Source organism: Rhodococcus sp. G6(2025) (assembly GCF_058628105.1).
On sequence record NZ_CP179750.1, the window covers coordinates 476,122 to 496,844 of the forward strand.

General features: G+C 68.0%; 22 protein-coding genes and 3 tRNA genes. 13 read left to right on the forward strand and 12 right to left on the reverse strand.

The window, feature by feature from the left end; translation table 11 throughout:
• Positions 1-41: 41 nt before the first annotated feature.
• On the forward strand, positions 42-524 hold the full coding sequence (locus ACLIVD_RS02350; protein WP_005248780.1) for a MarR family winged helix-turn-helix transcriptional regulator: 483 nt from the start codon (positions 42-44) through the stop codon (positions 522-524).
• A gap of 42 nt (positions 525-566) precedes the next feature.
• Positions 567-654: transfer RNA gene (locus ACLIVD_RS02355), tRNA-Ser, on the forward strand.
• Between the two features lie 53 nt (positions 655-707).
• Here the strand turns inward: ACLIVD_RS02355 and ACLIVD_RS02360 are convergent.
• From ACLIVD_RS02360 to ACLIVD_RS02375, 4 genes are read right to left on the reverse strand one after another with little or no spacing between them, the layout of a single operon-like run.
• The gene (locus ACLIVD_RS02360; protein WP_349307518.1) at positions 708-1,070 is read right to left on the reverse strand and encodes a TfoX/Sxy family protein; all 363 of its coding nucleotides are present in this window, start codon (positions 1,068-1,070) and stop codon (positions 708-710) included.
• Positions 1,071-1,073: 3 nt separating this feature from the next.
• A complete protein-coding gene (locus ACLIVD_RS02365) occupies positions 1,074-1,865 on the reverse strand; it encodes a VOC family protein (protein WP_280781841.1) in 792 nt (263 codons plus the stop codon).
• 25 nt (positions 1,866-1,890) lie between these two features.
• Positions 1,891-2,874 carry a TIGR03086 family metal-binding protein gene (locus tag ACLIVD_RS02370; RefSeq protein ID WP_283353576.1) on the reverse strand — a complete coding sequence of 328 codons (984 nt, stop codon included), beginning with the start codon at positions 2,872-2,874 and terminating at the stop codon, positions 1,891-1,893.
• Entirely contained in the window at positions 2,874-3,140 is a 267-nt protein-coding gene (locus ACLIVD_RS02375) for an ArsR/SmtB family transcription factor (protein WP_009477195.1), read from the reverse strand. The genes ACLIVD_RS02370 and ACLIVD_RS02375 overlap by 1 nt, the downstream gene beginning before the upstream one ends.
• 142 nt (positions 3,141-3,282) lie before the next feature.
• Here ACLIVD_RS02375 and ACLIVD_RS02380 point away from each other — a divergent pair, with 142 nt between their 5' ends.
• Together ACLIVD_RS02380 and ACLIVD_RS02385 are read left to right on the forward strand one after the other, a co-directional pair.
• Positions 3,283-3,915, forward strand: a complete 633-nt coding sequence (locus ACLIVD_RS02380) for a maleylpyruvate isomerase family mycothiol-dependent enzyme (protein ID WP_283353574.1) — start codon at positions 3,283-3,285, stop codon at positions 3,913-3,915.
• A 250-nt stretch (positions 3,916-4,165) separates the two neighbouring features.
• Positions 4,166-5,167: an alpha/beta hydrolase gene (locus ACLIVD_RS02385; RefSeq protein ID WP_105413986.1), complete on the forward strand. Its 1,002-nt coding sequence runs from the start codon at positions 4,166-4,168 to the stop codon at positions 5,165-5,167.
• 9 nt (positions 5,168-5,176) lie between these two features.
• On the opposite strand, the gene ACLIVD_RS02390 is transcribed toward ACLIVD_RS02385, so the two are convergent.
• Positions 5,177-6,877, reverse strand: coding sequence for a bifunctional metallophosphatase/5'-nucleotidase (locus ACLIVD_RS02390; protein WP_283353573.1), 1,701 nt, complete (start codon positions 6,875-6,877; stop codon positions 5,177-5,179).
• A gap of 89 nt (positions 6,878-6,966) precedes the next feature.
• Positions 6,967-8,043 carry a histidinol-phosphate transaminase gene (hisC, locus tag ACLIVD_RS02395; RefSeq protein ID WP_280781836.1) on the reverse strand — a complete coding sequence of 359 codons (1,077 nt, stop codon included), beginning with the start codon at positions 8,041-8,043 and terminating at the stop codon, positions 6,967-6,969.
• Positions 8,044-8,104: 61 nt separating this feature from the next.
• Between hisC and ACLIVD_RS02400 the strand changes: the two genes are divergently transcribed.
• From ACLIVD_RS02400 to ACLIVD_RS02410, 3 genes are all read left to right on the forward strand, one after another.
• Positions 8,105-8,830, forward strand: coding sequence for a dienelactone hydrolase family protein (locus ACLIVD_RS02400; protein WP_283353571.1), 726 nt, complete (start codon positions 8,105-8,107; stop codon positions 8,828-8,830).
• Positions 8,831-8,929: 99 nt separating this feature from the next.
• Positions 8,930-9,021: transfer RNA gene (locus ACLIVD_RS02405), tRNA-Ser, on the forward strand.
• A 45-nt stretch (positions 9,022-9,066) separates the two neighbouring features.
• Positions 9,067-9,139 (forward strand) — tRNA-Arg (locus tag ACLIVD_RS02410).
• Between the two features lie 73 nt (positions 9,140-9,212).
• Here the strand turns inward: ACLIVD_RS02410 and ACLIVD_RS02415 are convergent.
• Positions 9,213-9,683, reverse strand: coding sequence for an ArsI/CadI family heavy metal resistance metalloenzyme (locus tag ACLIVD_RS02415; protein WP_491931877.1), 471 nt, complete (start codon positions 9,681-9,683; stop codon positions 9,213-9,215).
• Between the two features lie 93 nt (positions 9,684-9,776).
• Between ACLIVD_RS02415 and ACLIVD_RS02420 the strand changes: the two genes are divergently transcribed.
• On the forward strand, positions 9,777-10,136 hold the full coding sequence (locus tag ACLIVD_RS02420) for an Rv2640c family ArsR-like transcriptional regulator (protein ID WP_283332681.1): 360 nt from the start codon (positions 9,777-9,779) through the stop codon (positions 10,134-10,136).
• A 16-nt stretch (positions 10,137-10,152) separates the two neighbouring features.
• Here ACLIVD_RS02420 and ACLIVD_RS02425 read toward each other — a convergent pair whose 3' ends face one another.
• Positions 10,153-10,626 carry a hypothetical protein gene (locus ACLIVD_RS02425; RefSeq protein ID WP_280781832.1) on the reverse strand — a complete coding sequence of 158 codons (474 nt, stop codon included), beginning with the start codon at positions 10,624-10,626 and terminating at the stop codon, positions 10,153-10,155.
• 86 nt (positions 10,627-10,712) lie between these two features.
• A complete protein-coding gene (locus ACLIVD_RS02430) occupies positions 10,713-11,078 on the reverse strand; it encodes a YybH family protein (RefSeq protein WP_283332683.1) in 366 nt (121 codons plus the stop codon).
• Between the two features lie 100 nt (positions 11,079-11,178).
• On the opposite strand from ACLIVD_RS02430, the gene ACLIVD_RS02435 reads away from it, so the two are divergent.
• Positions 11,179-12,078, forward strand: coding sequence for a LysR family transcriptional regulator (locus ACLIVD_RS02435; RefSeq protein ID WP_491931878.1), 900 nt, complete (start codon positions 11,179-11,181; stop codon positions 12,076-12,078).
• Positions 12,079-12,082: 4 nt separating this feature from the next.
• Here ACLIVD_RS02435 and ACLIVD_RS02440 read toward each other — a convergent pair whose 3' ends face one another.
• From ACLIVD_RS02440 to ACLIVD_RS02450, 3 genes are read right to left on the reverse strand one after another with little or no spacing between them, the layout of a single operon-like run.
• On the reverse strand, positions 12,083-12,850 hold the full coding sequence (locus tag ACLIVD_RS02440) for an SDR family oxidoreductase (protein WP_418341877.1): 768 nt from the start codon (positions 12,848-12,850) through the stop codon (positions 12,083-12,085).
• Positions 12,847-13,587, reverse strand: a complete 741-nt coding sequence (locus tag ACLIVD_RS02445; protein WP_491931879.1) for a fumarylacetoacetate hydrolase family protein — start codon at positions 13,585-13,587, stop codon at positions 12,847-12,849. The genes ACLIVD_RS02440 and ACLIVD_RS02445 overlap by 4 nt, the downstream gene beginning before the upstream one ends.
• On the reverse strand, positions 13,584-15,032 hold the full coding sequence (locus tag ACLIVD_RS02450; protein ID WP_491931880.1) for an MFS transporter: 1,449 nt from the start codon (positions 15,030-15,032) through the stop codon (positions 13,584-13,586). Before ACLIVD_RS02450 ends, ACLIVD_RS02445 begins: the two co-directional genes overlap by 4 nt.
• A 208-nt stretch (positions 15,033-15,240) precedes the next feature.
• On the opposite strand from ACLIVD_RS02450, the gene ACLIVD_RS02455 reads away from it, so the two are divergent.
• The 4 genes from ACLIVD_RS02455 (at position 15,241) to ACLIVD_RS02470 (ending at position 20,656) form a co-directional block, all read left to right on the forward strand.
• Complete coding sequence (locus ACLIVD_RS02455) at positions 15,241-16,314, forward strand: D-2-hydroxyacid dehydrogenase (protein ID WP_283353568.1); 1,074 nt, start codon at positions 15,241-15,243, stop codon at positions 16,312-16,314.
• Positions 16,315-16,436: 122 nt separating this feature from the next.
• The gene (locus ACLIVD_RS02460; RefSeq protein WP_491931881.1) at positions 16,437-17,675 is read left to right on the forward strand and encodes a cation:proton antiporter; all 1,239 of its coding nucleotides are present in this window, start codon (positions 16,437-16,439) and stop codon (positions 17,673-17,675) included.
• Entirely contained in the window at positions 17,672-19,240 is a 1,569-nt protein-coding gene (locus ACLIVD_RS02465; RefSeq protein ID WP_491931882.1) for an MFS transporter, read from the forward strand. Before ACLIVD_RS02460 ends, ACLIVD_RS02465 begins: the two co-directional genes overlap by 4 nt.
• Before the next feature lie 102 nt (positions 19,241-19,342).
• Positions 19,343-20,656 carry a serine hydrolase domain-containing protein gene (locus ACLIVD_RS02470; protein ID WP_317569541.1) on the forward strand — a complete coding sequence of 438 codons (1,314 nt, stop codon included), beginning with the start codon at positions 19,343-19,345 and terminating at the stop codon, positions 20,654-20,656.
• Positions 20,657-20,723 lie beyond the last annotated feature (67 nt).

A 20,723-nucleotide genomic window follows, 5' to 3' on the forward strand; every position in this document is an offset into this window, starting at 1 on the left:
CGCTACTGGAAAGTAATGTCGCACTACTAGACTGTGAACCTGTGACAGCAGAAACCTCCGACGCCGAAGCCGCGACCAATTGGTTGACCCCGGCCGAGATGCGCGCCTGGCGCGGGTACATGGACGGCAATCAGCGGCTGATGGACGTCCTCAACCGGGATCTGCAGGAGAAACACGATCTGTCGCTGGCGGATTACCGCATTCTGGTGCTGCTGTCCGAGTCGCCGGACGGTTCGCTGCGCATGAGCGATCTCGCGGACGGCGTCCTGTCCTCCCGCAGCCGACTCACCCACCAGATCCGGCGGATGGAAGCGCAGGGCATGGTCACCCGCGACACGTGCCTCGAAGATGGCCGCGGAGTGCTCGCCGTCATCACCGACGAAGGTCGCGCCCGGCTGGCCGAGGCGGCCCCCACCCATGTGGCCGGGGTGCGCAGCAACCTCGTCGATCTGCTCACCAAGTCTCAGCTGAAGGTTCTCGCCGAGGTGTTCGAACGCGTCGACAAGGCCATCGGCGACCGCTGACCGGTTGCCCGCCGACGCCTCCCTACCGATAAGATCGCCCACGGAAGCGTGGCAGAGCGGCCGAATGCACTCGCCTTGAAAGCGAGCGTCGTGAAAGCGACCGGGGGTTCAAATCCCTCCGCTTCCGCCAACGACCGGCAGCCCTGATCTGGTTTCTTCCAGGTCAGGGCTGTTGTCGTATCTCTACCTCTTCCGGGGTTTCGGCTGCTTCGGCGGCAGTGCGCCGATCTCGGCGATCGCGCGTTCCACCCACGGTGCGGCGCGGTTCGGGGTGTCGCGCCACCGGTCCGGCAGGGCCAGGTACTCGCGTAGCGGCTTTTCTCCCGGACCGAACGGGCCGACGCCGTCGGACGACGCCAGCTCGTCCCTCGCCTGCTCGGTCAGGAATCGCACCCCGACTTTCGGTCCGAGGAGTCCGGCGAACATGTTGCCGTTGACGAACGCGCCCAGGTTGCCGAACATCGGCTTCACCTCGATGCCGGGGGTGTCGGGGATCAGCGACCGGAAGAACTGTTTGTCCTCCTCGGAGGGTCTGGGCATCTTCACGGTCTACTGATCCTGACGTTCCTCGGGCGTCATGATGCTGAAGATCGCGCCCTGCGGGTCGGTGACCGCGGCCATGCGACCGACGGTGGGGATGTCCATCGCTTCTTCGACGATCGTGCCGCCGAGTTCGACGGCCTTCGCGGCGCTGGCGTCGACGTCCTCGACGGCGAAGTACACCCGCCAGTGGTTCGGGGTGCCGGGCTTCATCGGCTCACCGCATCCACCGACCTGGTCGTCGCCCACCTCCAGCAGCGTGTAGGTGTACTCCGGTCCCATCGGCATCTTCGACGACGTGATCCCGAAGACGCTGTTGTAGAACGCGAGCGCCGTGTCGACGTCGTCGGTGTTCAGTTCGTTCCACAGGCAGGCGCCCGGGTCGCCGACGAGGGTGGCGCCGATGTGCTTGTTCGCCTGCCACAATCCGACGGCCGCCCCGGTGGGGTCGGTGACGAAGGACATGCGGCCCGCTTCCCCCACGTCGAACGCGGGCATCAGGACCTGGCCGCCTGCGCCGGGGACCTTCGCGACCGTCGCGTCGACGTCGTCGACGGCGATGTAGGTGTTCCAATTCGCCGGCGCCCCGGCTGCGGCCGCATCGGGTTGTAGTGGCGCGATGGCGGCGACGTTCTCGCCGCGCACGGTGGCCATCGAGTAGACGGGGCCTTCGGGCATCGGCCGGTCGTCGTATTCCCAGCCGAGCAGTTCCGCATAGAACTTCTTGGCGGCGTCCTGATCGCTGGTTTGCAGGTCTACCCAGTCCGGTGTTCCCTGGGCGTATTCCGACTTGATGGGCATGACTGGACCCTTTCCGTGTGAGGTGTCAGGCCGCCGGGACGGGGCGGCGACCGGTGTAGGCGATGAGCCGGGTGACCGCGTCGCTGGTGTGCGGGGCGGGTACGGGGTCATCGAACCCGACGGCCTTCCTGCCTTCGGGCGTGATGATCTTGTGGGTCAGCGACAGCACGTATTCGGCGAGAGGCTCGGATACGGCCACGTCGCCGCCGATTGCTGCGGCGAAATCCCAGGCGTGGACGAGGAATTCGATCGAGAGGATTCCCGCGGCGACGGTGGCGGGAGGGTGGTTCGTCCCGATCGTCACCGTGCCGTCCAGCCCGCGAGTGCGCCACGCCTCCAGCGCGGGTTGCGCGAGGTCGGCGATTCTGGCCTCGACAGGTTTGCCGGGGTCGTCGTCGAACGTCGCGCCCGCCGCGCCTCCGAGGGCCGTGATCGAACCGACGAGATGGTCGGCGAGCTGCGAGACGGTGAACTCGGTGCACGCCGTCTGCTTGGACATGTCGTCGGCCGTGACGTCGCGCAGAACGCGTTGGACGACGGCCAGTGTCGCCTCGGCACTGGACAGTTCGTCGAGTGGATCGGGCGCGGCCGCCCAGTCGTCGGGTCCGGCGTCGCTCTTCTGCGCGGCGGCGACGAGACGGTCGAGGTAATGGTTCCAGCCCTCCGCGTGGCGGACGGCCTGTTCGTCGGTGAGTCCGTCGTGCACGAGTCGCACCTCGGTCCCGCCGGCGGTGGGGGTGAGTGTCACCGTCACGGTGGACGCTCCCGGTGGGAGTTCGTCGTCACCTTCCCAGCCCCACGTGTACACCACCCGCTTGCCGGGCACGACCTCGCGGAACGTGCCCGCGGCCGAATGTCCGGGAACGACGGTCCACCGGTACTCGCCACCTGCCTGCAGGTCGACGCGGGCCGCGACGGTCTGCCATCGCCGCAAGCGTTCCGGTCGGGTGACGAGGTCGAACGTGGCGTCCGGGTCCAGCGGGACGACGACGGTCTTGTCGAATGGCATCAGCTGTCTCCTTTGGAAGCTGCTTCCTCGGTGGCGTCCGCGACGAGGCGGTCGAGTTCGTCGATCCAGAAGGAGTCGAACAACGCGCGCAGTTGCGCGAGTCCCTGTGGGTCGAGCCGGTAGTACCTGAAGCGTCCGTCCTTGCGCGCAGTAACCAGCCCGGCCTCGGTGAGCACCCGGAGATGTTGCGATATCGCCGACCGGCTCGCGGGGAAGTGTGCGGCGAGGTTGTTGACGGTCTGTTCACCTGACGTCAGCAGTTGCATGAGGCGTCTCCGGGTGGGCTCAGCTGCGACTTCCAACTGATCGAGCACGACCAATACGTTAGTCGTGACTAACACGTTGTGCAATGGGTCTCGCCGCAGCGGTCGTGAGGTGGGAGAATTCATGGCGACGAGGGAGTGAGAAATGACAACGTCAAGCCCCTGGCCCACGATTCACGACGAACGCCGCGCCCTGGTGGACGACCTCGAACCGCTGACCGATATCCAGTGGTCGACGCCGTCGCTCTGCGAACGGTGGACCGTGCGGGACGTGTTCGCGCACATCACGGCGACGGAGAAGATGACGCCGCCGAAGTTCGTCGGAAAACTCGTCGGGTCGGGATTCCGGATCAACACCATGTTCGAGAAGGACATCGCACACGAAGAGGAAGGAACACCGGCGGAGTCGCTCGACGAGTTCCGGGCGCACATGAGTGACTCCACGCGCCCGCCCGGCCCGATCGACGCCATGCTGGGCGAGATCATCGTCCACGCCGAGGACATCCGCAGACCGCTCGGGATCGCACACGAGTACCCGATGGACGCGGTCGTCCGCGTCGCCGACTTCTACAAGAACTCGAACCTGCTGATCGGGTCGAAGTCCCGGGTCGCGGGACTGACGCTGCGGGCAACCGACACCGACTGGTCCACCGGATCGGGGCCCGAGGTCTCCGGGCCGATGCTGGCGCTCGTGCTGGCGATGACGGGTCGCCGCGCCGCGCTCGACGAACTCGGCGGCGACGGTCTCGACCAGCTGAAGTCCGCCCTGCCCAAGTAACGGCAAGTCATCCACACGCACCCCTTCTGAGTAGCCGCACCCGTCAGGGCCCCGGAAGGGGTTCGGCTGCGTGAAACGGGTGCGTCTGCCGAGGCGGATGAGCCCGGACGACCGGCCGCGGACCGTGATGACTACAACCCGATCACGCTGGAGCACACAGCTGTCACAAAACCTCTAAGCTCTTGTTGACCGGACGCAGTTTGTACTGTGCAATCGGGGTCCACACAGTCCGGGGAAGAGGGATTTCTTTATGCGTCGCGAAGCATTGGCTGCCGTCGGTCTGGCAGTGTCACTGACCCTCATGGGGCCGGCGTTCACTGCAGTGGCCGATCCGGCGCCTGCTCCGGTCGCGCCTCCGTTGAATGGCGTCGCGAGCGTCGACAAGATCGTGCCGCTCACCGACACCCGTAGTGCCGTCTTCATCAATTCCCCCGCCATGGGCCGCGTCGTGCAGGTGCAGGTGCTGCACCCCGCCGGTGGCGGATCCAGGCCGTCGCTGTACCTGCTCGACGGGGTCAGCGCAGGCGCCGAGTCGGACTTCCGGGAAAGCACCTGGACGCAGAAGACGGACGTGGTCCAGTTCTTCGCCGACAAGAAGGTCAACGTGGTGCTCCCGGTCGGCGGCACCGCCAGCTACTACACCGACTGGCAGCAGCCCGACCCCACGCTGGGGGTCAACAAGTGGGAGACATTCCTGGCCAACGAACTCCCGCCGATCATCGACAAGAACTTCAGCGGCAACGGCGTCAATGCCGTCGCGGGTGTGTCGATGGGCGCGATGGGAGCCGCCAACCTCGTCACCCGGCACCCGCAGCTCTACCGCGGGCTCGCCGCCTACAGCGGATGCCTCGACAACACCCAGCCCAGCTCGCGGGACTCGGTGCGGGGCACGGTGGCGTTCAAGGGCGGCAACCCGGCCAACATGTGGGGTCCCGACACCGATCCGGCCTGGACCGCGCACGACCCCTCGGTGAACGCCGAAGCCCTGCGCGGCAAGCAGATCTACATCTCGACGGGCAACGGGCTCCCCGGACCGTACGAGATCAGCGGAGACATCGCGTCCACGATCGCGGTGGGCGGCCCCCTCGAGGCGGCGGCGAACCTCTGCACGCAGACGTTCCAGCAGCGCCTGACCCACCTCGCGATCCCCGCGACGTTCATCTACCGCCACTTCGGCACGCATTCGTGGCCGTACTGGCAGGACGAACTGCGCACGTCGTGGCCCGTCCTGAAGAGCGCGCTCGGCGTCTGACCGGCGTCTCTAGCCGACCACGGTGATCCGGTCGGTGTTCGGTGTCGTCACCGGTGAATTCGTCCCCAGATACGCCGTGAACGCGTCGAGGTCGCAGCCCGCGTGCACGGCCTCGGCGCGGGTGCGGAAAGCGTCGAAACCGTCACCGCCGTCGGCGAGGAACTTGTTGACGGCCACCCGGTAGGTGCCCTCGGGGACGACGGCGTCGCCGTTCACCCGGATGTCCGAGATGCGTTCGCCGACAGTCGCCGAACGATTCATGGTGTACGCCAGCGAACTCGACGGGGCGAGGATCCGCTCCGTGATCGTGCCGTCTCCGCGCGGCTGGAACTGCTGCTCCAGGGCAGTTTTCAGGGTCGTGCCGGTGACTGCCAGGACCTCGAGGGTATTGCCGAAGGGCTGGGCGGCGTAGGCCTGCCCGTAGGTGACAGCGCCGTCCGGGCCGCGCAGCAGATCCTCGCGGAGTCCACCCGGGTTGGTGAGTGCCACCTGGGCGCCGTGCCCGGACCCCGCCGCGAGCTGGGCGTCGGCGACGACGTTACCGAGGGTGGACTCGCCGCTGCCGGTCTCGTCGCGGGTGAGGTCGCCCGACAACGACGCCACGCGCGCCGCACCGATCTCGGAGGCCTGGGCGGCGGCACCGTCGGCGAGCGCCTGGATGTCGGGGTCCGACGGGATGTCGTGGGTGACCACCTGATTGAACGCCGACGCGCGGTCGCGCAGGACGTCGCGGGTGGTGCGGTCGACCGACACGTCGACCACCGACACGATGCGCCCGTGCGACGCGCCCTGCATCATGACGCGCGGGTTCCCCATCGGGTCGGGAAACGAGCAGTTGTACTGCTGGTGGTTGTCGGCGGTGAAGATGACGTCGACCTTCGGGGACGCCCGCAGTGCGAGGTCGCGAGCGGGGCCGGATGTCACCTCGCACGAATTGGGACCGTTGTCGGCGATGGGTTCGGCTCCCTTGTGCATCAGCAGCACGATGGCCCGCACACCGAAGAAGTCGAGGAGATCCGCGGTCCGGTCGACGGCCGCGAGTTCGTCCGTGAAACGCAGCCCTCCCACCCCCTCCGGGGTCACCATCGTCGCGGTGTCGGCGGGCATGGTCGCGATGACCCCGACCGGGATTCCCTCGACGTAGTCGACGGTGAACGGCAGGGTCGCGGGCGCGCCGTCGTCGAACTCCATGTTCGCTGCGAGGAGCGGAAAGTTCGCGCCCTCGAACGTGTTTCCGAAGCGGCAGCCGTCGGTGGGGTGGCAGCCTCCGGTCTGCATACGCCGGAACTCCGTGTATCCCTCGTCGAGTTCGTGATTGCCGATCGCGGACGCGTCGACGCCCATCCTGTTGAGCAGCTGCACGGTCGGTTCGTCGTGGAACATCGCGGATTCGAGCGCCGACGATCCCCAGCTGTCGCCCACCGAATACAGCAGTGAATGCGTCGCCTGGCCGCGCAGCTGATCGACGTACGCGGCCAGGTAGGCGGCACCGCCGGCCGGGACCAGCGAGCCGTCGGCGTGCTTCACCTGACTGCGGATGCCGGGCGGCGGTTCGAGGCTGCCGTGGAGGTCGTTGAAGGCGAGGAGCCGGACGGAGACCGCGGTGTCCTGCGCCTGCGCCACGGACAGCCCCGCCGTCACCGAGATCGCCAGCGCCATCGCCAGTCCGGCAGCCGGCACGGCAGTGCGGAGCGCGGCGCGGCGACGCATGTGGGGGCTCCCTTCGGCAAAACCTCACTGAGTCTGCCAACAAGGAGTCACGAGCGTTATACCCGTGGGTAACGTTTACGTCTCGAGCGTTACGCCCGGACCGCGACGTTCGCGATCGAGCGGGCCTCGGTGCTCGTCGCGAAGGCGAGGAACGCGTCGTTCTCCGCGGGATCGCCGATCGTGATCCGCACCCCGTCGTCGCCGTACGGGCGCAGCAGCACACCGGCCTCGGCGCTGGCGGCGGCGAACGCCCCGGAGTGGGTGCCCAACGGGAGGTAGACGAAGTTGGCGGCCGATTCGGGCACCTCGTACCCGGCGGCGAGCAGGGCGTCGCGCACCCGGTTCCGCTCGGCGACGACCCCGTCCGTGCGTGCCAGCAGTTCTCCGGACGCGGCCAGCGACGCGATGGCGGCGGCCTGCGCGACGGCATTGACCGCGAACGCGATGTGCACCTTGGTCAGCGCGGTGACGACCGCGGGATCGGCGACCGCGTACCCCACGCGGATGCCGGCGAGACCGTAGGCCTTGGAGAACGTGCGCAGCACCACCACGTTGGGGCGCCCGCGGAACAGTTCGATGCCGTCGGCGTCGGACCGGTTGTACTCGAAGTAGGCCTCGTCGAGGGCCACCAGGACGTCGGCGGGGACGGCGTCGAGGAACCGCTCGAGTTCGGCATTCGTCAGCGCGGTGCCGGTGGGGTTGTTCGGGTTGCAGACGAAGATCAGCCGGGTGCGGTCGGTGATCGCGGCCAGCATCGCGTCGAGGTCGTGACCGTGGTCGGCGGTGAGCGGAACCTTGACGGGCGTCGCCCCGGCCACCTGCGTGACCACGGGGTAGGCCTCGAACGACCGCCACGCGAAGATGACCTCGTCACCGTCGTTGCAGGTGGCCTGCACCAACTCCTGGCACAGGCTCACCGAACCGCAACCCGCGGCGATGTTCTCGGTGGCCACCCCGAGGTGGTCGGCGAGCGCCGCGATCAGGGCGACGTGACCGTTGTCCGGGTACCGGTTGGCATTGGCGGCGGCGTCCGCGATGGCGTCCCGCACGCTCGGCAACGGCCCCAGTGTGGTCTCGTTGCTCGCCAGCTTGATGGCGCCCGGAAAGTTCTTGCCGGGGATGTAGGCCGGAATCGTCTCGAGGTCTGCCCTGGTTCGCGGAGTCACCAGGCGATTATGCGCCTCCCGATCCACTGCGCCGACGCCCCCTTCGTGCCAAGGTAGGGGCATGTCGGGATTCTTCAGGGACAGTGCAGCCCTGCGGACGTCCGGAGACGCGCCGGAAAGCCCTCAGGTGCGTGTTCCGCTCACCGCGGTCGAACCGGACGGTCCGGCGCGGGGCGGGATCGTGGTCCTGCACGAGTCGCGTACCTTCAGCGAACCTCTCCTCGATCTGATGCGCTCGCTCGCGATGGAGGGGTGGGTGGCGGTGGCGCCGCACCTCTTCCACCGGGAACCGGCGCCGAGCGATGTCGAGGTGTTCGGCGACGCCCTGTTCGCCGACTTCGACGCCACCTTCGACTGGCTGATCGCGCGGGGCATCTACGCCGACTGCGTGGGCGTGCTGGGTTTCGACGACGCCGGGACCGCCGCCCTGCTCGTCGCGACGACGCGTCCGGTCGGCGCAGCCGTGAGTGTCGCCGCCCGCGGGATCGTCGAGCCGCTGTCGGAGGACGCGCCTGCGCTGGTGCACGCCGCCCCCGACCTGAAGGCCCCCTGGCTCGGTCTGTACGGGGAAGACGATCCGTCCACGCCGCCCGATCAGGTCGAGCGGCTGCGCGACGCCACCGCCAAGTCGGACGTCGCGGGGCTCGTCGTGAGTTATGCCGGCCTCGCGCACCGGGCCGACGAACCGCCCCAGGTGCCCGACGGCAGGGACGACGACCCGGGTGCCCAGGCCATCGTCGACGCACAGCGGCGGATCTTCGACTGGTTCGACAGCCACCTGCGATAAAGCGGCCATCCATGCGCTCTGACCAGCCGTTTTGCCTTTGTGGTGGAAAGGTGTGTAATCTTTCGCACCGGCGGTCCGAAGGGATCGGAACCACCCCAGGGAGGCGTGCCAGAGCGGCCGAATGGGACTCACTGCTAATGAGTTGTCCCTTTTACGAGGGACCGGAGGTTCAAATCCTCTCGCCTCCGCCACACCGGGCCTAGTCGGCCGGTGCAAGCTAGACAACTGAAGAACATGCGCCCGTAGCTCAACGGATAGAGCACTTGACTACGGATCAAGAGGTTAGGGGTTCGAATCCCTTCGGGCGCACAAAGAAACCCCGTCAGCTGCAGTGATGCAGGTGGCGGGGTTTCTCTTTGTCGCCGATCCGGGCCGTCGCCGCCTAGCAGCAGGACGTGCCCGCGGAGGCTTTCGCCCCGTCCGCGGTGCCGCAGCAGGTGGCCCCCTCGGCGTCGGGGTCGAGGTGCCGGGGGCTCGACCCGAACGTGTCGGAGTCGGCGAGCACGGTGTAGACCTCCCACTTCTCGCCGGCGGGGCCGGTGACCCACACCTTGTCCTGGGTCGCGAAGCAACAGGTGGTGCCGATCTCCTCGTCGGTGAACAGGCCTTCCCCGGACAGCCGTGCGATCTCCTCGTGCACCCGGGCGCTCGATTCGACCTCGACGCCGAGGTGGTTGATGGTGCCACCCTCGCCGGGGTTCTCGATCAGCACCAGCTTGAGGGGTGGCTGCGCGATGGCGAAGTTCGCGTAGCCCGGCTTCAGTTTCGCCGGTTGTGTATCGAACAGTTTCGAGTAGAACGTGACTGCTTCCTCCAGATTGTCGACATTGAGGGCGAGTTGGGCGCGGGACATGACAACCTCCACCTGTGTGACATATGTCGAATTACTTGCATCCATAGAATCCCACCTTTTTGACATATGTCAAGAAGCTGGGACGATGGAGCCATGCCCAAGACGTTGCCGGTCGTAGATGTCTCCGCGCCGATCTGCTGCGCGCCCGTCTCGGCCGCCCCGATGACCGACGAGGCCGCCCTGCACCTCGCGCTGCGCCTGAAGGCGCTGGCCGACCCGGTCCGCATCAAGCTGATGTCGATTTTGCTGACCGCGAGCGACGGCGAGGTGTGCACGTGCGATCTCGCGACCGGCGTGGGCCTGTCCGAATCGACCGTCAGTCACCATCTCGGCCAGCTGAAGAAGGCGGGAATGGTCCAGCCCGTCCGCCGCGGCATGAACGTCTTCTACAGTGCGCGGGCGGACGCCCTCGACGCACTGCGGGTGGTCCTCGACCCCAACTGCTGCACCTGACGCCGGCCGGGATCGGTCACGACGTTCGCGTGCTCGATTCGAGACCGATCGTGGTGGTGGTCGAACCGAGACCGATCCGTGGCCAGCCTGCGGTGACCGCGATGAATCCCGACGCGGGTATCGCGTCCAGCCAGTAGTGCGGTTCGGTGCGGTACTCGGGCGGCCCGCTCCGGCACGGCTTCGACGCCGCCGCCGGATGGTAGGGATCGGCCTCGCCTTCGATGTCGTCGACGCGCGCCCGCACCGACAGATAGGACCACCGCGTCGAGGGATCGTCGGGGTCGGACAGCGGGCGGGTCTCGTATTGCGCCAGCTCCGCGGGCCTGCCCGTCGCGGTCAGGGCCATCCGGAGGTGGAGACCGTCCGGGAACGCCACCACCTCGAACAGCTCGAGCGTGAGGTGGTCTTCGGCCGTGAGCAGCAGGGGGCCGTGCACCTGGTGTCCTCCGGTGGTGGGTGGTGCTACTGCCGGCCAACGCGGTCTGCGCATGACCCCTATAGTCCCACCGATCCGAATGCAGATGCAATGGTGGACAACGAAGTTCATGCCGTGTAGGGGTCGGCGCAGCCGCGACCTCAGCGGGTGGGCGGGACGAACTCCGGCTGGTCGAGCAGTCGGAGCCAGCTTCCGTCCGGTTGCCTGCGGACGACCTGCGCCCGCGCGCCGGATCCGTCCTTGGGTGGGGTGGACGTGAGTGCGATGTCGTCACTGATCAGCGTGGGGAGTGGCGTCTCCGGTTCGAAGTGCGGCGCGTTCGCGAGCACCGACTCCCACAGTTTCTGGATGGCTGCCCGGCCGACCGTCCGGCTCCCGGGCGGATACGCCATGACGGCGTTCTCCTCGTAGAGGGCGGCCACTCCGGCCGCGTCGCCGGCGTTGCTGCGCTCGACGAACAGTCGGGTGAGATCTTCGGGGTTCAGGGCCTTCTCGTGGTCGGACACGGGGATCCTTTCGTGGGTGAACCGCTGTCACATCCCAGAGTGGTGTCGCCTCAACCGGAAGTCCAACAGATAGTTCTGCTGAATACTAGAATTACTGCTTATGGAACTGAGGCAGCTGGAGTACTTCGTCGCGGTCGCCGAGGAAGCGAACTTCACCCGTGCCGCGGAACGCGTCCACATCAGCCAGTCGGGGATCAGCGCGCAGATCCGGCAGCTCGAGCACGACCTCGGCGCCACGCTGATCGACCGGTCGAGCCGGACGGCGACACTCACGTCCGCGGGAGAAGCGGCGCTCGTGCACGCCCGCGCGGCACTCGCCTCGGCCGGCGCGATGCGGCAGGCCGTGGACGACGTGAACCAGCTGATCCGGGGCCGGCTCGTCGTGGGGATGGTCACCGCCTGCACGGTGAAGCCGCTGTTCGACGCGCTGTCCGCGTTCCACGTCGCGCACCCCGGGATCGAGATCACGCTGACCGAGGACAGTTCCGACCGCCTCGTCGAACGGGTCCGCGCCGGTGCGATCGATCTCGCTCTCGTGGGCACCGCGACCGCCCCGCCGGACGGGCTGGACGCCTTCCCGATCATCAGCGAGGGGCTGGTCGCGGCCGTGCCGCCCGGGCACCCGCTGGCCGGGCGTTCGCGCGTCACCCTGGCCGAACTCGGCGACCATGCGATCGTATGTATGCCGACCGGAACGGGGATCCGAACGGTCTTCGACCAGGCGTGTGCGGCCGCCGGCCTCCGCCCCGACATCGCCTTGCAGGCGAGTGCGCCCGACGCCGTCGCCGACCTCGCGATCCGCGGACTGGGGGTCGCGATCCTCAGCGAGTCGATGGCGACGGACTATCTGGGGCGGTTGACGGCGGTCGCACTGGACGACGTCGACATCCCGGCCGTGCTCGCGCTGGTGTGGAAGAGTCTCGCTGGTCCGGCGCTCCGTGAACTCGTCCAGCACACCCGCCGCTCCTTCGGGGAAGTGCCGGCCGCGGTCGGCCGGTAAATCCTCACACCACCGACGTCATCCCGCCGTCGATGAAGATCACCTGACCGTTGACGTACCGGGAACCGTCCGACGCCAGCCACACCGCCGGACCGACGAGATCGTCCGGGGTGCCCCACCGGCCTGCCGGCGCGCGGCCGCGGAGCCACGCGTCGAACTCGGGGTCGTCGACGAGGGCCTGCGTCATCTCGGTGTGAATGTAGCCGGGCGCGAGGCCGTTGATCTGCAACCCGGACGCCGCCCATTCGGCCGTCATCGCGCGAGTCAGATTCCGCAGTCCGCCCTTCGCGGCGGTGTACGGCGCGATGGTGGGCCGGGCCAGGTCGCTCTGCACCGAGCAGACGTTGATGATCTTGCCGCTCCCTCGGGCGATCTGAAACCGTGCGACCGCCCGCCCGACAAGGAAGGCGCTGGTGAGGTCGGTGGTGAGCACCCTGTTCCAGTCCTCGAGGGTGACGTCGAGAAGTGGCTGACGGTGTTGCAGCGCAGCGTTGTTCACCAGAATCTCGATCGGCCCGACCCCCGATTCGATCCGTTCGACGGCGTCGGTCACCCGCTCGGGATCCGTGACGTCGAACGCGTACGCGTGGACGCGGGTCTCGCCGAACTGCTCGCGGAGGCGCTCACGTGCCTGTGCGAGGCGCTCGGCCGACACCCCGTTGAGGACGATCGTGGCGCCCGCCTCGGCCAGGCCCCGCGCGAGTGCGTAGCCGATTCCCCGGCTCGAACCGGTGACCAGGGCGATGCGCCCGGACAGATCGAAGAGGTTCACAGCGCACGCACCGGGTTGGCCAGCGTGCCGATACCGTCGAGCGTGATCTCGGCACGGTCACCCGGTTTGACCGGGCCGAGCGTGAACGGGCAACCCGTGAGCACGACGTCTCCCGGCCCGAGGGTCAGATACCGGGTGAGATGGACCAGTTGCTCGGACACGTTCCACGCGAGCTGCCGCGTGGACGCCTCCGCCACGGTCACGCCGTTGACGCGCACGGTGATCGGAACGTCCCCGGAGCCGAGATCCGTCTCGATCCACGGTCCCAGCGGGGTGAAACCGTCGCCGTGCTTCGCCTGGGTGAGCTTGTCGTCCAGCGCTATCTGCTCGACGGCGGTGACGTCGTTGCCGATCGTGTACCCGAGGATCGCGGACGGGACGTCCTCCGGGCGAAGCCTGCGGCACGTGCGGCGGATGACGACGGCCAGTTCGCCCTCCACGTTGACCTGCCCCAGCCCTTCGTCGACGACGATCGGATCGTCGGGGCCGATCACCGTGCGCGTCGACTTCATGAACGCCTGCAACGGCAGGTCGCGATCTCCGGGTGCGCCGTTGTGGGCCATCCCGAGCAGGACCCGCGGTTCGGCGGGCGCGAGCAGCCGTGCGCCGTCGATGCCGTGTGCGGGTCCGGTGAACGTCAGTGTATCGGCGTACGGATCCGCCACCTCGTGCCAGCGACCGTCGCGCAGGCACACCGGCCGCGGTCCCGAGTCGGTGGCGATGCGGGCCAGTCTCATGCGTCGACCCGATCCTTCGACTCGGTGGTAACGGCATCCGGTCCGTGGACCGGGTCGGCCATCGCATCCCAGGCCAGCCCGAGGTCGCGGCCACGGGTTTCGGGTGTCACGAACGTGGTGGCGAACGTGACGACGCTGAGGACCAGAACGTAGATCGCGAGCGGCACCCACGAGTTGTTCAGCAGCGACAGCAGCAGTGCGCCGACGAAGGGGGCGATGCCGCCGGCGAGGATGGCGCTCGTCTCCCGGGCGACGGCGACGCCGATGTAGCGGTGGCGATTTCCGAACAGTTCGGGCAGGGCCGCGCACTGCGCGCCGAGCATCACGTTGACACCGATCCCGTAGCTGACCGCGAGCGTCGCCACCACGAGGTACGGGTTGCCGAGCGAGAGCAGCCACCACGACGGGACCGCGAGGACGAGCTGCAGCGCCGCACCGAACCGGTACACCCGCATCCGGCCGAAGCGGTCCGACAGCGCACCCGAGAACGGTATGACGAGCATGCCGATGGCGGCGCCGCAGGCGATGGCGAGCGGTCCGATCGACTTGCTGACACCCACCACGGTCGTGACGTAGCTGATGCCGAGGGTCTGGAAGATGTACGAGCCGCCGTTCTCGGCCATCCGCAGGCCGATGCCGCGGAGCACGCTGGGCATCGAGCTGCCGATCAGTTCCCGGAACGGGCTCTCGCTGATCTGATCCTGCTTCTCCAGCTTGATGAACGTGGGGCTCTCCTGCATGCGGAGCCGGATGAACACGGCGACCGCGATGAGGAAGACCGACGCCAGGAACGGCACCCGCCACACCCAGGCGAGGAGGAGTTCGCGATCGATCTGGCCGAGGATCGCGAAGACCCCGGACGCCATCAGGGTGCCCACCATGATCCCGACGAACGGGAGTGCGGAGAAGAATCCGCGGCGCTCGGTGGGCGAGTACTCCGCCATCAGCGTGGTGGCACCGGCCTGTTCGGCGCCCGCGCCGAAGCCCTGCAGCAGTCGCAGCGCGACCAGCAGGATCGGGGCCCAGATGCCCACCTGCGCGCCGGTCGGCAGGACCCCGATCAGCGTGCTCGCACCGCCCATGATCGCGATCGTGATCATCAGGACGGCCTTGCGTCCGAGGCGGTCCCCGAGGGCGCCGAAGAACAGGCCGCCGACGGGCCGGGCGAGGAAGCCGACGGCGTACGTGCCGAAACTGGCCATCAACGCGGCCGACGCACCCATGGCGGGGAAGAACAGCTGGCCGAAGATCAGTGCCGACGCCAGGCCGTACAGGGCGAAGTCGTAGTACTCGAGCGCGCTGCCGATGGAACTGGCGAGCGTCGCGCGTTTGAGGTTTGCGGCGTACTCCGGGTCGTCGGAGGCGCGCACCGGTGGGGTGGAGTGGCTGCTGCCTTCCGGCATCTTCGAGTCTGCGCCTACTTGAATCTTCGATTCTGGGGACATCTTCTGCTCCGTTGTGGGACGGGACCACGTCGAGCGCGGTCACAAACAGGTCGGTGTAGTGACCCAGGTCACTGGCGTGTCGAGGACGATACCGCGCGGACGGCTATTTGTCATACATAACTGAAAGTGTTGACTGAATCACATGATTAGTGCAAAGTTTTTGATCTGAACATATGGTCAGCAACGGCCCGTACCGGAGGAATCTGCAGTGAGCGCACACGACCCGAAGCCACTCGACGGGCGACTCCGCGTCGTCGCCGCGACCCCCGTGAGCGAAGAGCTCATCAGTCTCGTCACCCGGGCGGAACCGCGCATCGACTTCATCCGCGAGCAGGATCTGCTGCCGCCCTCCCGATTCCCGGGTGATCACTCCGGCGATCCGTCGTTCTCCCGGACCGCGGAGCAGCAGAAGGCCTTCGACGACCTGGTCGATTCGGCGCACGCCCTGTACGGCGTGCCCGACGAGAATCCCGCGGCACTGACGAGGACGGCAGGCGCCAACCCCGACCTCCGCTGGGTGCACACGATGCCCGCCGGCGGCGGGGCCCAGGTGAAGGCGGCCGGGCTCACCGACGAGCAACTCGACCGCATCGCATTCAGCACCTCCGCCGGTGTGCACGCGGAACCGTTGGCCGAGTTCGCCGTCTTCGGCCTGCTGGCCGGCGCCAAGACCCTCCCGCGTCTCCTCGCCCAGCAGCGCGACAAGGTGTGGAGCGGCCGCTGGGCGATGGGAACCGTGTCCGGGCAGCGCATCGTCGTCGTCGGACTGGGCAGCATCGGCCGTGCGACGGCACTGAAGCTGAAGGCCCTCGGCGCCACCGTCGTGGGAACGAGCAGGCGCGACACCGCGGTCGAGGGCGTCGACGAGATCGTCCACCCCGACCGGCTGGCCGATGTGGTCGGGGACGCCGACGGCATCGTCGTGACGCTTCCCGGAACCAGCGCCACCGAAGGCCTCGTCAGCGCAAAGGTATTCGGCGCGGTCAAGCCCGGAGTCACGGTGGTGAGCGTGGGCCGGGGCACCGTCGTCGACGAGGTCGCCATGACCGCCGCGATCGGGGACGGGCGGGTCGGGTTCGCCGCGCTGGACGTGTTCGCGTCCGAGCCCCTGGCATCGGACAGTCCGCTGTGGGCTCATCCGAACGTGCTGGTCAGCCCGCACACCGCGGCGTTGAACCCCGCGGAGGACCGCCTCATCGCGGAACTGTTCGCGCGCAACGCCACCCGGTTCCTCGACGGCGAGGAGCTGATCAACCGCGTCGACACCGTCGAGTTCTACTGACGATTCCGGTGCATGTCGGCGGCGCGGCGGCGTTCATCCCTCACGGATGATGTCTCGTCGTCCGGGCTCTGTGAGGCTCGAACGCAGTGCTGTGTCCGGCGGTTCGAGAGACGGGGTGATGCATGCCTTCCGTGGGAGCGTCGCTGTTCTGGATCGTGGCATGCGCCGTGATCGCCCTGCTGCTCGCCGGGTTGTTTCCCCGGAAGCTGGTGCCCGAGGTGGTACTTCTGCTCGTCGCCGGGATCGTCATCGGCCCCCACGTGTTCGACATTGCGGTCGAGGGCAGTGAGATCGAGCTGCTGCGCGACCTGGGGCTGGGTCTGCTCTTCCTGCTGGCCGGGTACGAGATCGACACGGCCGAGATCACCGGTCGCGGCGGCAGGAGGGCCCTGCTGACGTGGCTGGTCTCGCTGGCCCTGGCGTTCGCGGTGGTGTCGCTGCTGAGCCTCGTCCACGTGGTCGACGCCGGAACCGCGGTGGCCATTGCCCTGACGTCGACGGCGCTCGGCACGCTGCTCCCGATCCTTCGTGACGCGGGCGCCCTCGACACCCGGCTGGGCCGGACGATCCTCAATCACGGCGCGTTCGGCGAACTCGGACCCGTCGTCGCCATGGCGGTTCTGCTCGGCTCCCGAGGGTCCGTGGCGTCCATCGTGGTCCTCGGACTGTTCACGGCCGCGGCGGTGCTGGTCGCGTTCATCCCCGCCCGAGTGCGGCGGGAGGGTTCCCGGATCACCGCGATCATCCGGTCGGGATCGGAGACGACGTCGCAGACCACGGTGCGACTGACCATGCTGCTCCTCGTCGCACTCACCGTGCTCGCGGCGTCGTTCGGGCTCGACACGATCCTCGGTGCCTTCGCGGCGGGGTTCATCCTGCGGCGGGCCACGCCCGAAGGCGACGAAACGCTCGAAACGAAGCTCGACGGCCTGGCGTTCGGGTTCCTGATCCCGATCTTCTTCGTGACGTCCGGCATGGCCATCGACGTCGCCGCGGTGGCGTCCGAACCCGGCGTCCTCATCGCGTTCGTCCTGCTGATCCTGCTGGTGCGGGCAGGCCCGGTCTATTTCGCCGGGAGATTCGACCGGGGTGCCGACGGCACGGATCCACCCTTCACCGCCCGCGAACGCACCCAGCTGGCGCTGTACGCGGGAACCGGCCTGCCGCTGATCGTGGCCGTCACCGGAGTGGCCGTCGACTCCGGTGACATGACGTCCGCCAACGCCTCCGTGCTCGTCGCGGCCGGCGCGATCACCGTCCTCCTCTTCCCGCTCGCCGCGTCGCTGCTCGCGTCGAGCCCCGAACCGGCGGCCGATTCGGCGGGTCCACGAGGAGACCAGAACCCCGGGAGCAGACAGTGACTCGAACCGAGACGACGCAGGCGCCGGCCCGCGCGACGCTGATCCTCGCGACCCTGATCCTCGTCGCCGCCGTCGCCAACCTGAATTTGTCGGTCGCGAACGTCGCGCTCCCAGACATCGGCCGCGCTTTCGACGCGAGTCAGACGCAGCTGAACCTCGTCGCCGTGGCGTACTCCCTCGGGCTCGCCGCGTCGGTTCTCTATCTGGGGGCGCTCGGCGACCGCTACGGGCGTAAACAGATGCTGGTGCTCGGCATGTCGCTGTCGCTGCCGGCGTCGGCGATCGCGGGCTTCGCCGGGAACTTCGAAATACTGTTCCTCGCACGTGTTCTCGGCGGTGTCTCCGCCGGGCTCGCGTTCCCCACCACGCTCGCGATCATCACCGCGCTGTGGTCGGGACCGCCCCGGACCAAGGCGATCGCACTGTGGTCGGCGCTCGGTGGTGCGATCTCCTCGCTCGGGCCGATCGTGTCGGGCGCGCTGCTCGAGCACTTCCATTGGGGCTCGGTGTTCCTCGTGACCCTTCCGCTCGCCGCTCTCGCCCTCGTCGCCGCCATCCTGTGGGTGCCCGCCCACGTCAACGAGACGACCGATCCCGTCGACAATCTCGGCGGCATCATCTCCGTCGTCTTCATCGCCGCCCTCATCCTCGCGATCAATTTCGCGCCGGTGGACGGTGCCGGGGCGCTCGCCGTCGGTCTCGGGTTGATCGCACTCGCCGCGGGAGCCGCGTTCTTCCTGCAGCAACGACGGGCGGCGCACCCACTGTTCGATCTGCACGTCGCCGCCCGACCGACGTTCTGGGTGGCCGCCGTCGGCGGGGTGATCGTGTTCGGCGCGTTGATGGGTGCGATGTTCATCGGGCAGCAGTTCCTCCAGAACGTGCTCGGGTACTCCACGCTCGCCGCCGGATCGGCGATCATTCCGGCGGCCGTCGCGATGGTCGTCGTCGCACCCCGCTCCGCGAAACTCGTCGAATCGCACGGCGCCCGGTTCACACTGCTGCTCGGCTACCTGTTCGTCGTCCTCGGACTGGTTGTCGCGCTGGTGTGGTGGGACGAGGACGCAACCTTCTGGTGGGTGGCTCTCGCGTACGCGTTCGTGGGCATCGGGGTCGGGTTCGCCGGCACCCCGGCGTCGCGGTCGCTCACCGGTTCGGTGCCGGTGTCGCGGGCGGGCATGGCGTCCGGCACCTCCGACCTGCAACGCGACCTCGGCGGCGCGATCATGCAGTCGATCCTCGGAGCGGTGCTCACCGCCGGCTACGCGAAGTCGCTGTCGGCCACGATCGCCTCGTCGCCGGACTCGAGCCAGATCACCCCGGAAACCCAAGCGGTGCTCACGAAGTCGTATTCCAGCGCCGAAGTGCTCGCGGAACGCTATCCGCAGTACGCCGAGCAGATCATCGCGGCCGCCCGCAACGCCTTCCTCGACGGCGACGATCGGGCGTACCTCGCCGCGATCCTGGTGGTGTGCGCCGGGGCCGTGGTGGTGTTCTTCTTCTACCCGCACCGGGAGAAGGAGAAGCGGCTGCTGGCCGAATACGCGACCGACAGAGCACAGTAGGGCGAATGTATCGCCGGTCGCCTCAGAAGCGCCGAAAGGTACATTCACCCGGCGGTCGCGGAGTAAGTTCCCGGGAGGGGCACCTCGACGACGGGACGCACGATGACAGCTCAGGTCGTGACCAGGACGAATCGGCGACGCGGCCTCGCGGCGGCTGCAGCGGCCCTCCTGCTGATAGTGCCCGCGGCGTGCTCCGACGACTCCTCCTCCACAGGCACCTCCGCTACCTCCACGACGACGCAGACGGGATCACCGAACGCCGGGGCCGACGCGCAGATCGACCCCGGTGTCGCGGACCGACTCGACGAGGCGATCGAGAAGACGATGTCGATGGCGGCGATTCCCGGCGCGATTGTGGGCGTGTGGGGGCCTGACGGTAACTACGTGAAGGCGTTCGGCGTCGCCGACAAGACGACGGGCGCGCCGATGGAGACCGATTTCTTCCACCGAATCGGCAGTGTGACAAAGACGTTCACGGTCACGGGTCTGTTGCAGCTGGTCGACGAAGACAAGGTTGCGCTCGACGACCCCATCTCGAAGTACGTGGAGGGCGTGCCGCTGGGTGATCAGATCACGCTGCGCCAGCTTGCCCGGATGCAGAGCGGGCTGGCGAACTACTCGGCGAACGAGGACTTCCAGAAGGCGTTGCTCAGCGACCCGCAGGCCGCGTTCACCCCGCAGCAACTGCTGGGGTACGCGTTTGCGCAGCCCGCGACGTTCCCACCCGGGCAGGGATTCGAATACTCCAACACGAACACGACCCTGCTGGGACTTGTCATCGAGAAGGTCAGCGGGCTGCCGCTCCCGGAGTACGTGACGCAGAAGATCGTTCAGCCGCTGAAGATGGCGGACACGAGCTTCCCGACCACCAACGCGTTCCCCGAACCGCACGCGCAGGGCTACACCGAGCAGACCTTGGACGACAAGGAAGCCGTGGCCACCGACTGGAATCCGTCCTGGGGATGGGCGGCGGGCGCGATGATCTCGACCCTCGACGACCTGCACATCTGGGCGCCCGCGCTGGCCACCGGCACACTGCTGCAGCCGGCCACACAGGCGCAACGGCTCGAGACGGTCAACGCGCCGGGTCTGGCATCGGACGTCGGCTACGGGCTGGGCATCTTCGACGTCGCCGGCTGGATCGGGCACAACGGCAGCCTCCCCGGGTATCAGACGGTCTGCGTCTACCTTCCGGAGCAGGAGACCACCCTCGCGATCATGATCAACACCGACGTCCCCTACCAGGGCAGCGAACCGAGCACCGCGCTGGCGGGGGCCGTCACGGAGATCATCTCGCCGGAACACATCTACAAGCTCAGCGCCGGAGTGCAGAATCCGGACGCGTCGACCCCGGTCACGCCGACGCCCTCGGAGGCCCCGGCGACGTCCTCGACCTCCGCCCCGCCGACCAGCTGACCCCATGTGAGTGGCAAAGCGTGCGCGAGCACACTTTGCCACTCACATGCCCTCCCGCGGCGGTAGC

What these genes read in the sequence shown, in the direction of transcription:
- ACLIVD_RS02385 (WP_105413986.1), top strand. Translation starts at nt 4,166, where the DNA reads ATGCGTCGCGAAGCATTGGCTGCCGTCGGTCTGGCAGTGTCACTGACC.
- ACLIVD_RS02425 (WP_280781832.1), bottom strand. Translation starts at nt 10,626, where the DNA reads ATGCGCAGACCGCGTTGGCCGGCAGTAGCACCACCCACCACCGGAGGA.
- ACLIVD_RS02460 (WP_491931881.1), top strand. Translation starts at nt 16,437, where the DNA reads ATGCCTTCCGTGGGAGCGTCGCTGTTCTGGATCGTGGCATGCGCCGTG.
- ACLIVD_RS02415 (WP_491931877.1), bottom strand. Translation starts at nt 9,683, where the DNA reads ATGTCCCGCGCCCAACTCGCCCTCAATGTCGACAATCTGGAGGAAGCA.
- ACLIVD_RS02365 (WP_280781841.1), bottom strand. Translation starts at nt 1,865, where the DNA reads ATGCCCATCAAGTCGGAATACGCCCAGGGAACACCGGACTGGGTAGAC.
- ACLIVD_RS02400 (WP_283353571.1), top strand. Translation starts at nt 8,105, where the DNA reads ATGTCGGGATTCTTCAGGGACAGTGCAGCCCTGCGGACGTCCGGAGAC.
- ACLIVD_RS02450 (WP_491931880.1), bottom strand. Translation starts at nt 15,032, where the DNA reads ATGTCCCCAGAATCGAAGATTCAAGTAGGCGCAGACTCGAAGATGCCG.
- ACLIVD_RS02470 (WP_317569541.1), top strand. Translation starts at nt 19,343, where the DNA reads ATGACAGCTCAGGTCGTGACCAGGACGAATCGGCGACGCGGCCTCGCG.
- ACLIVD_RS02390 (WP_283353573.1), bottom strand. Translation starts at nt 6,877, where the DNA reads ATGCGTCGCCGCGCCGCGCTCCGCACTGCCGTGCCGGCTGCCGGACTG.
- ACLIVD_RS02380 (WP_283353574.1), top strand. Translation starts at nt 3,283, where the DNA reads ATGACAACGTCAAGCCCCTGGCCCACGATTCACGACGAACGCCGCGCC.
- ACLIVD_RS02435 (WP_491931878.1), top strand. Translation starts at nt 11,179, where the DNA reads ATGGAACTGAGGCAGCTGGAGTACTTCGTCGCGGTCGCCGAGGAAGCG.
- ACLIVD_RS02370 (WP_283353576.1), bottom strand. Translation starts at nt 2,874, where the DNA reads ATGCCATTCGACAAGACCGTCGTCGTCCCGCTGGACCCGGACGCCACG.
- ACLIVD_RS02420 (WP_283332681.1), top strand. Translation starts at nt 9,777, where the DNA reads ATGCCCAAGACGTTGCCGGTCGTAGATGTCTCCGCGCCGATCTGCTGC.
- ACLIVD_RS02375 (WP_009477195.1), bottom strand. Translation starts at nt 3,140, where the DNA reads ATGCAACTGCTGACGTCAGGTGAACAGACCGTCAACAACCTCGCCGCA.
- ACLIVD_RS02445 (WP_491931879.1), bottom strand. Translation starts at nt 13,587, where the DNA reads ATGAGACTGGCCCGCATCGCCACCGACTCGGGACCGCGGCCGGTGTGC.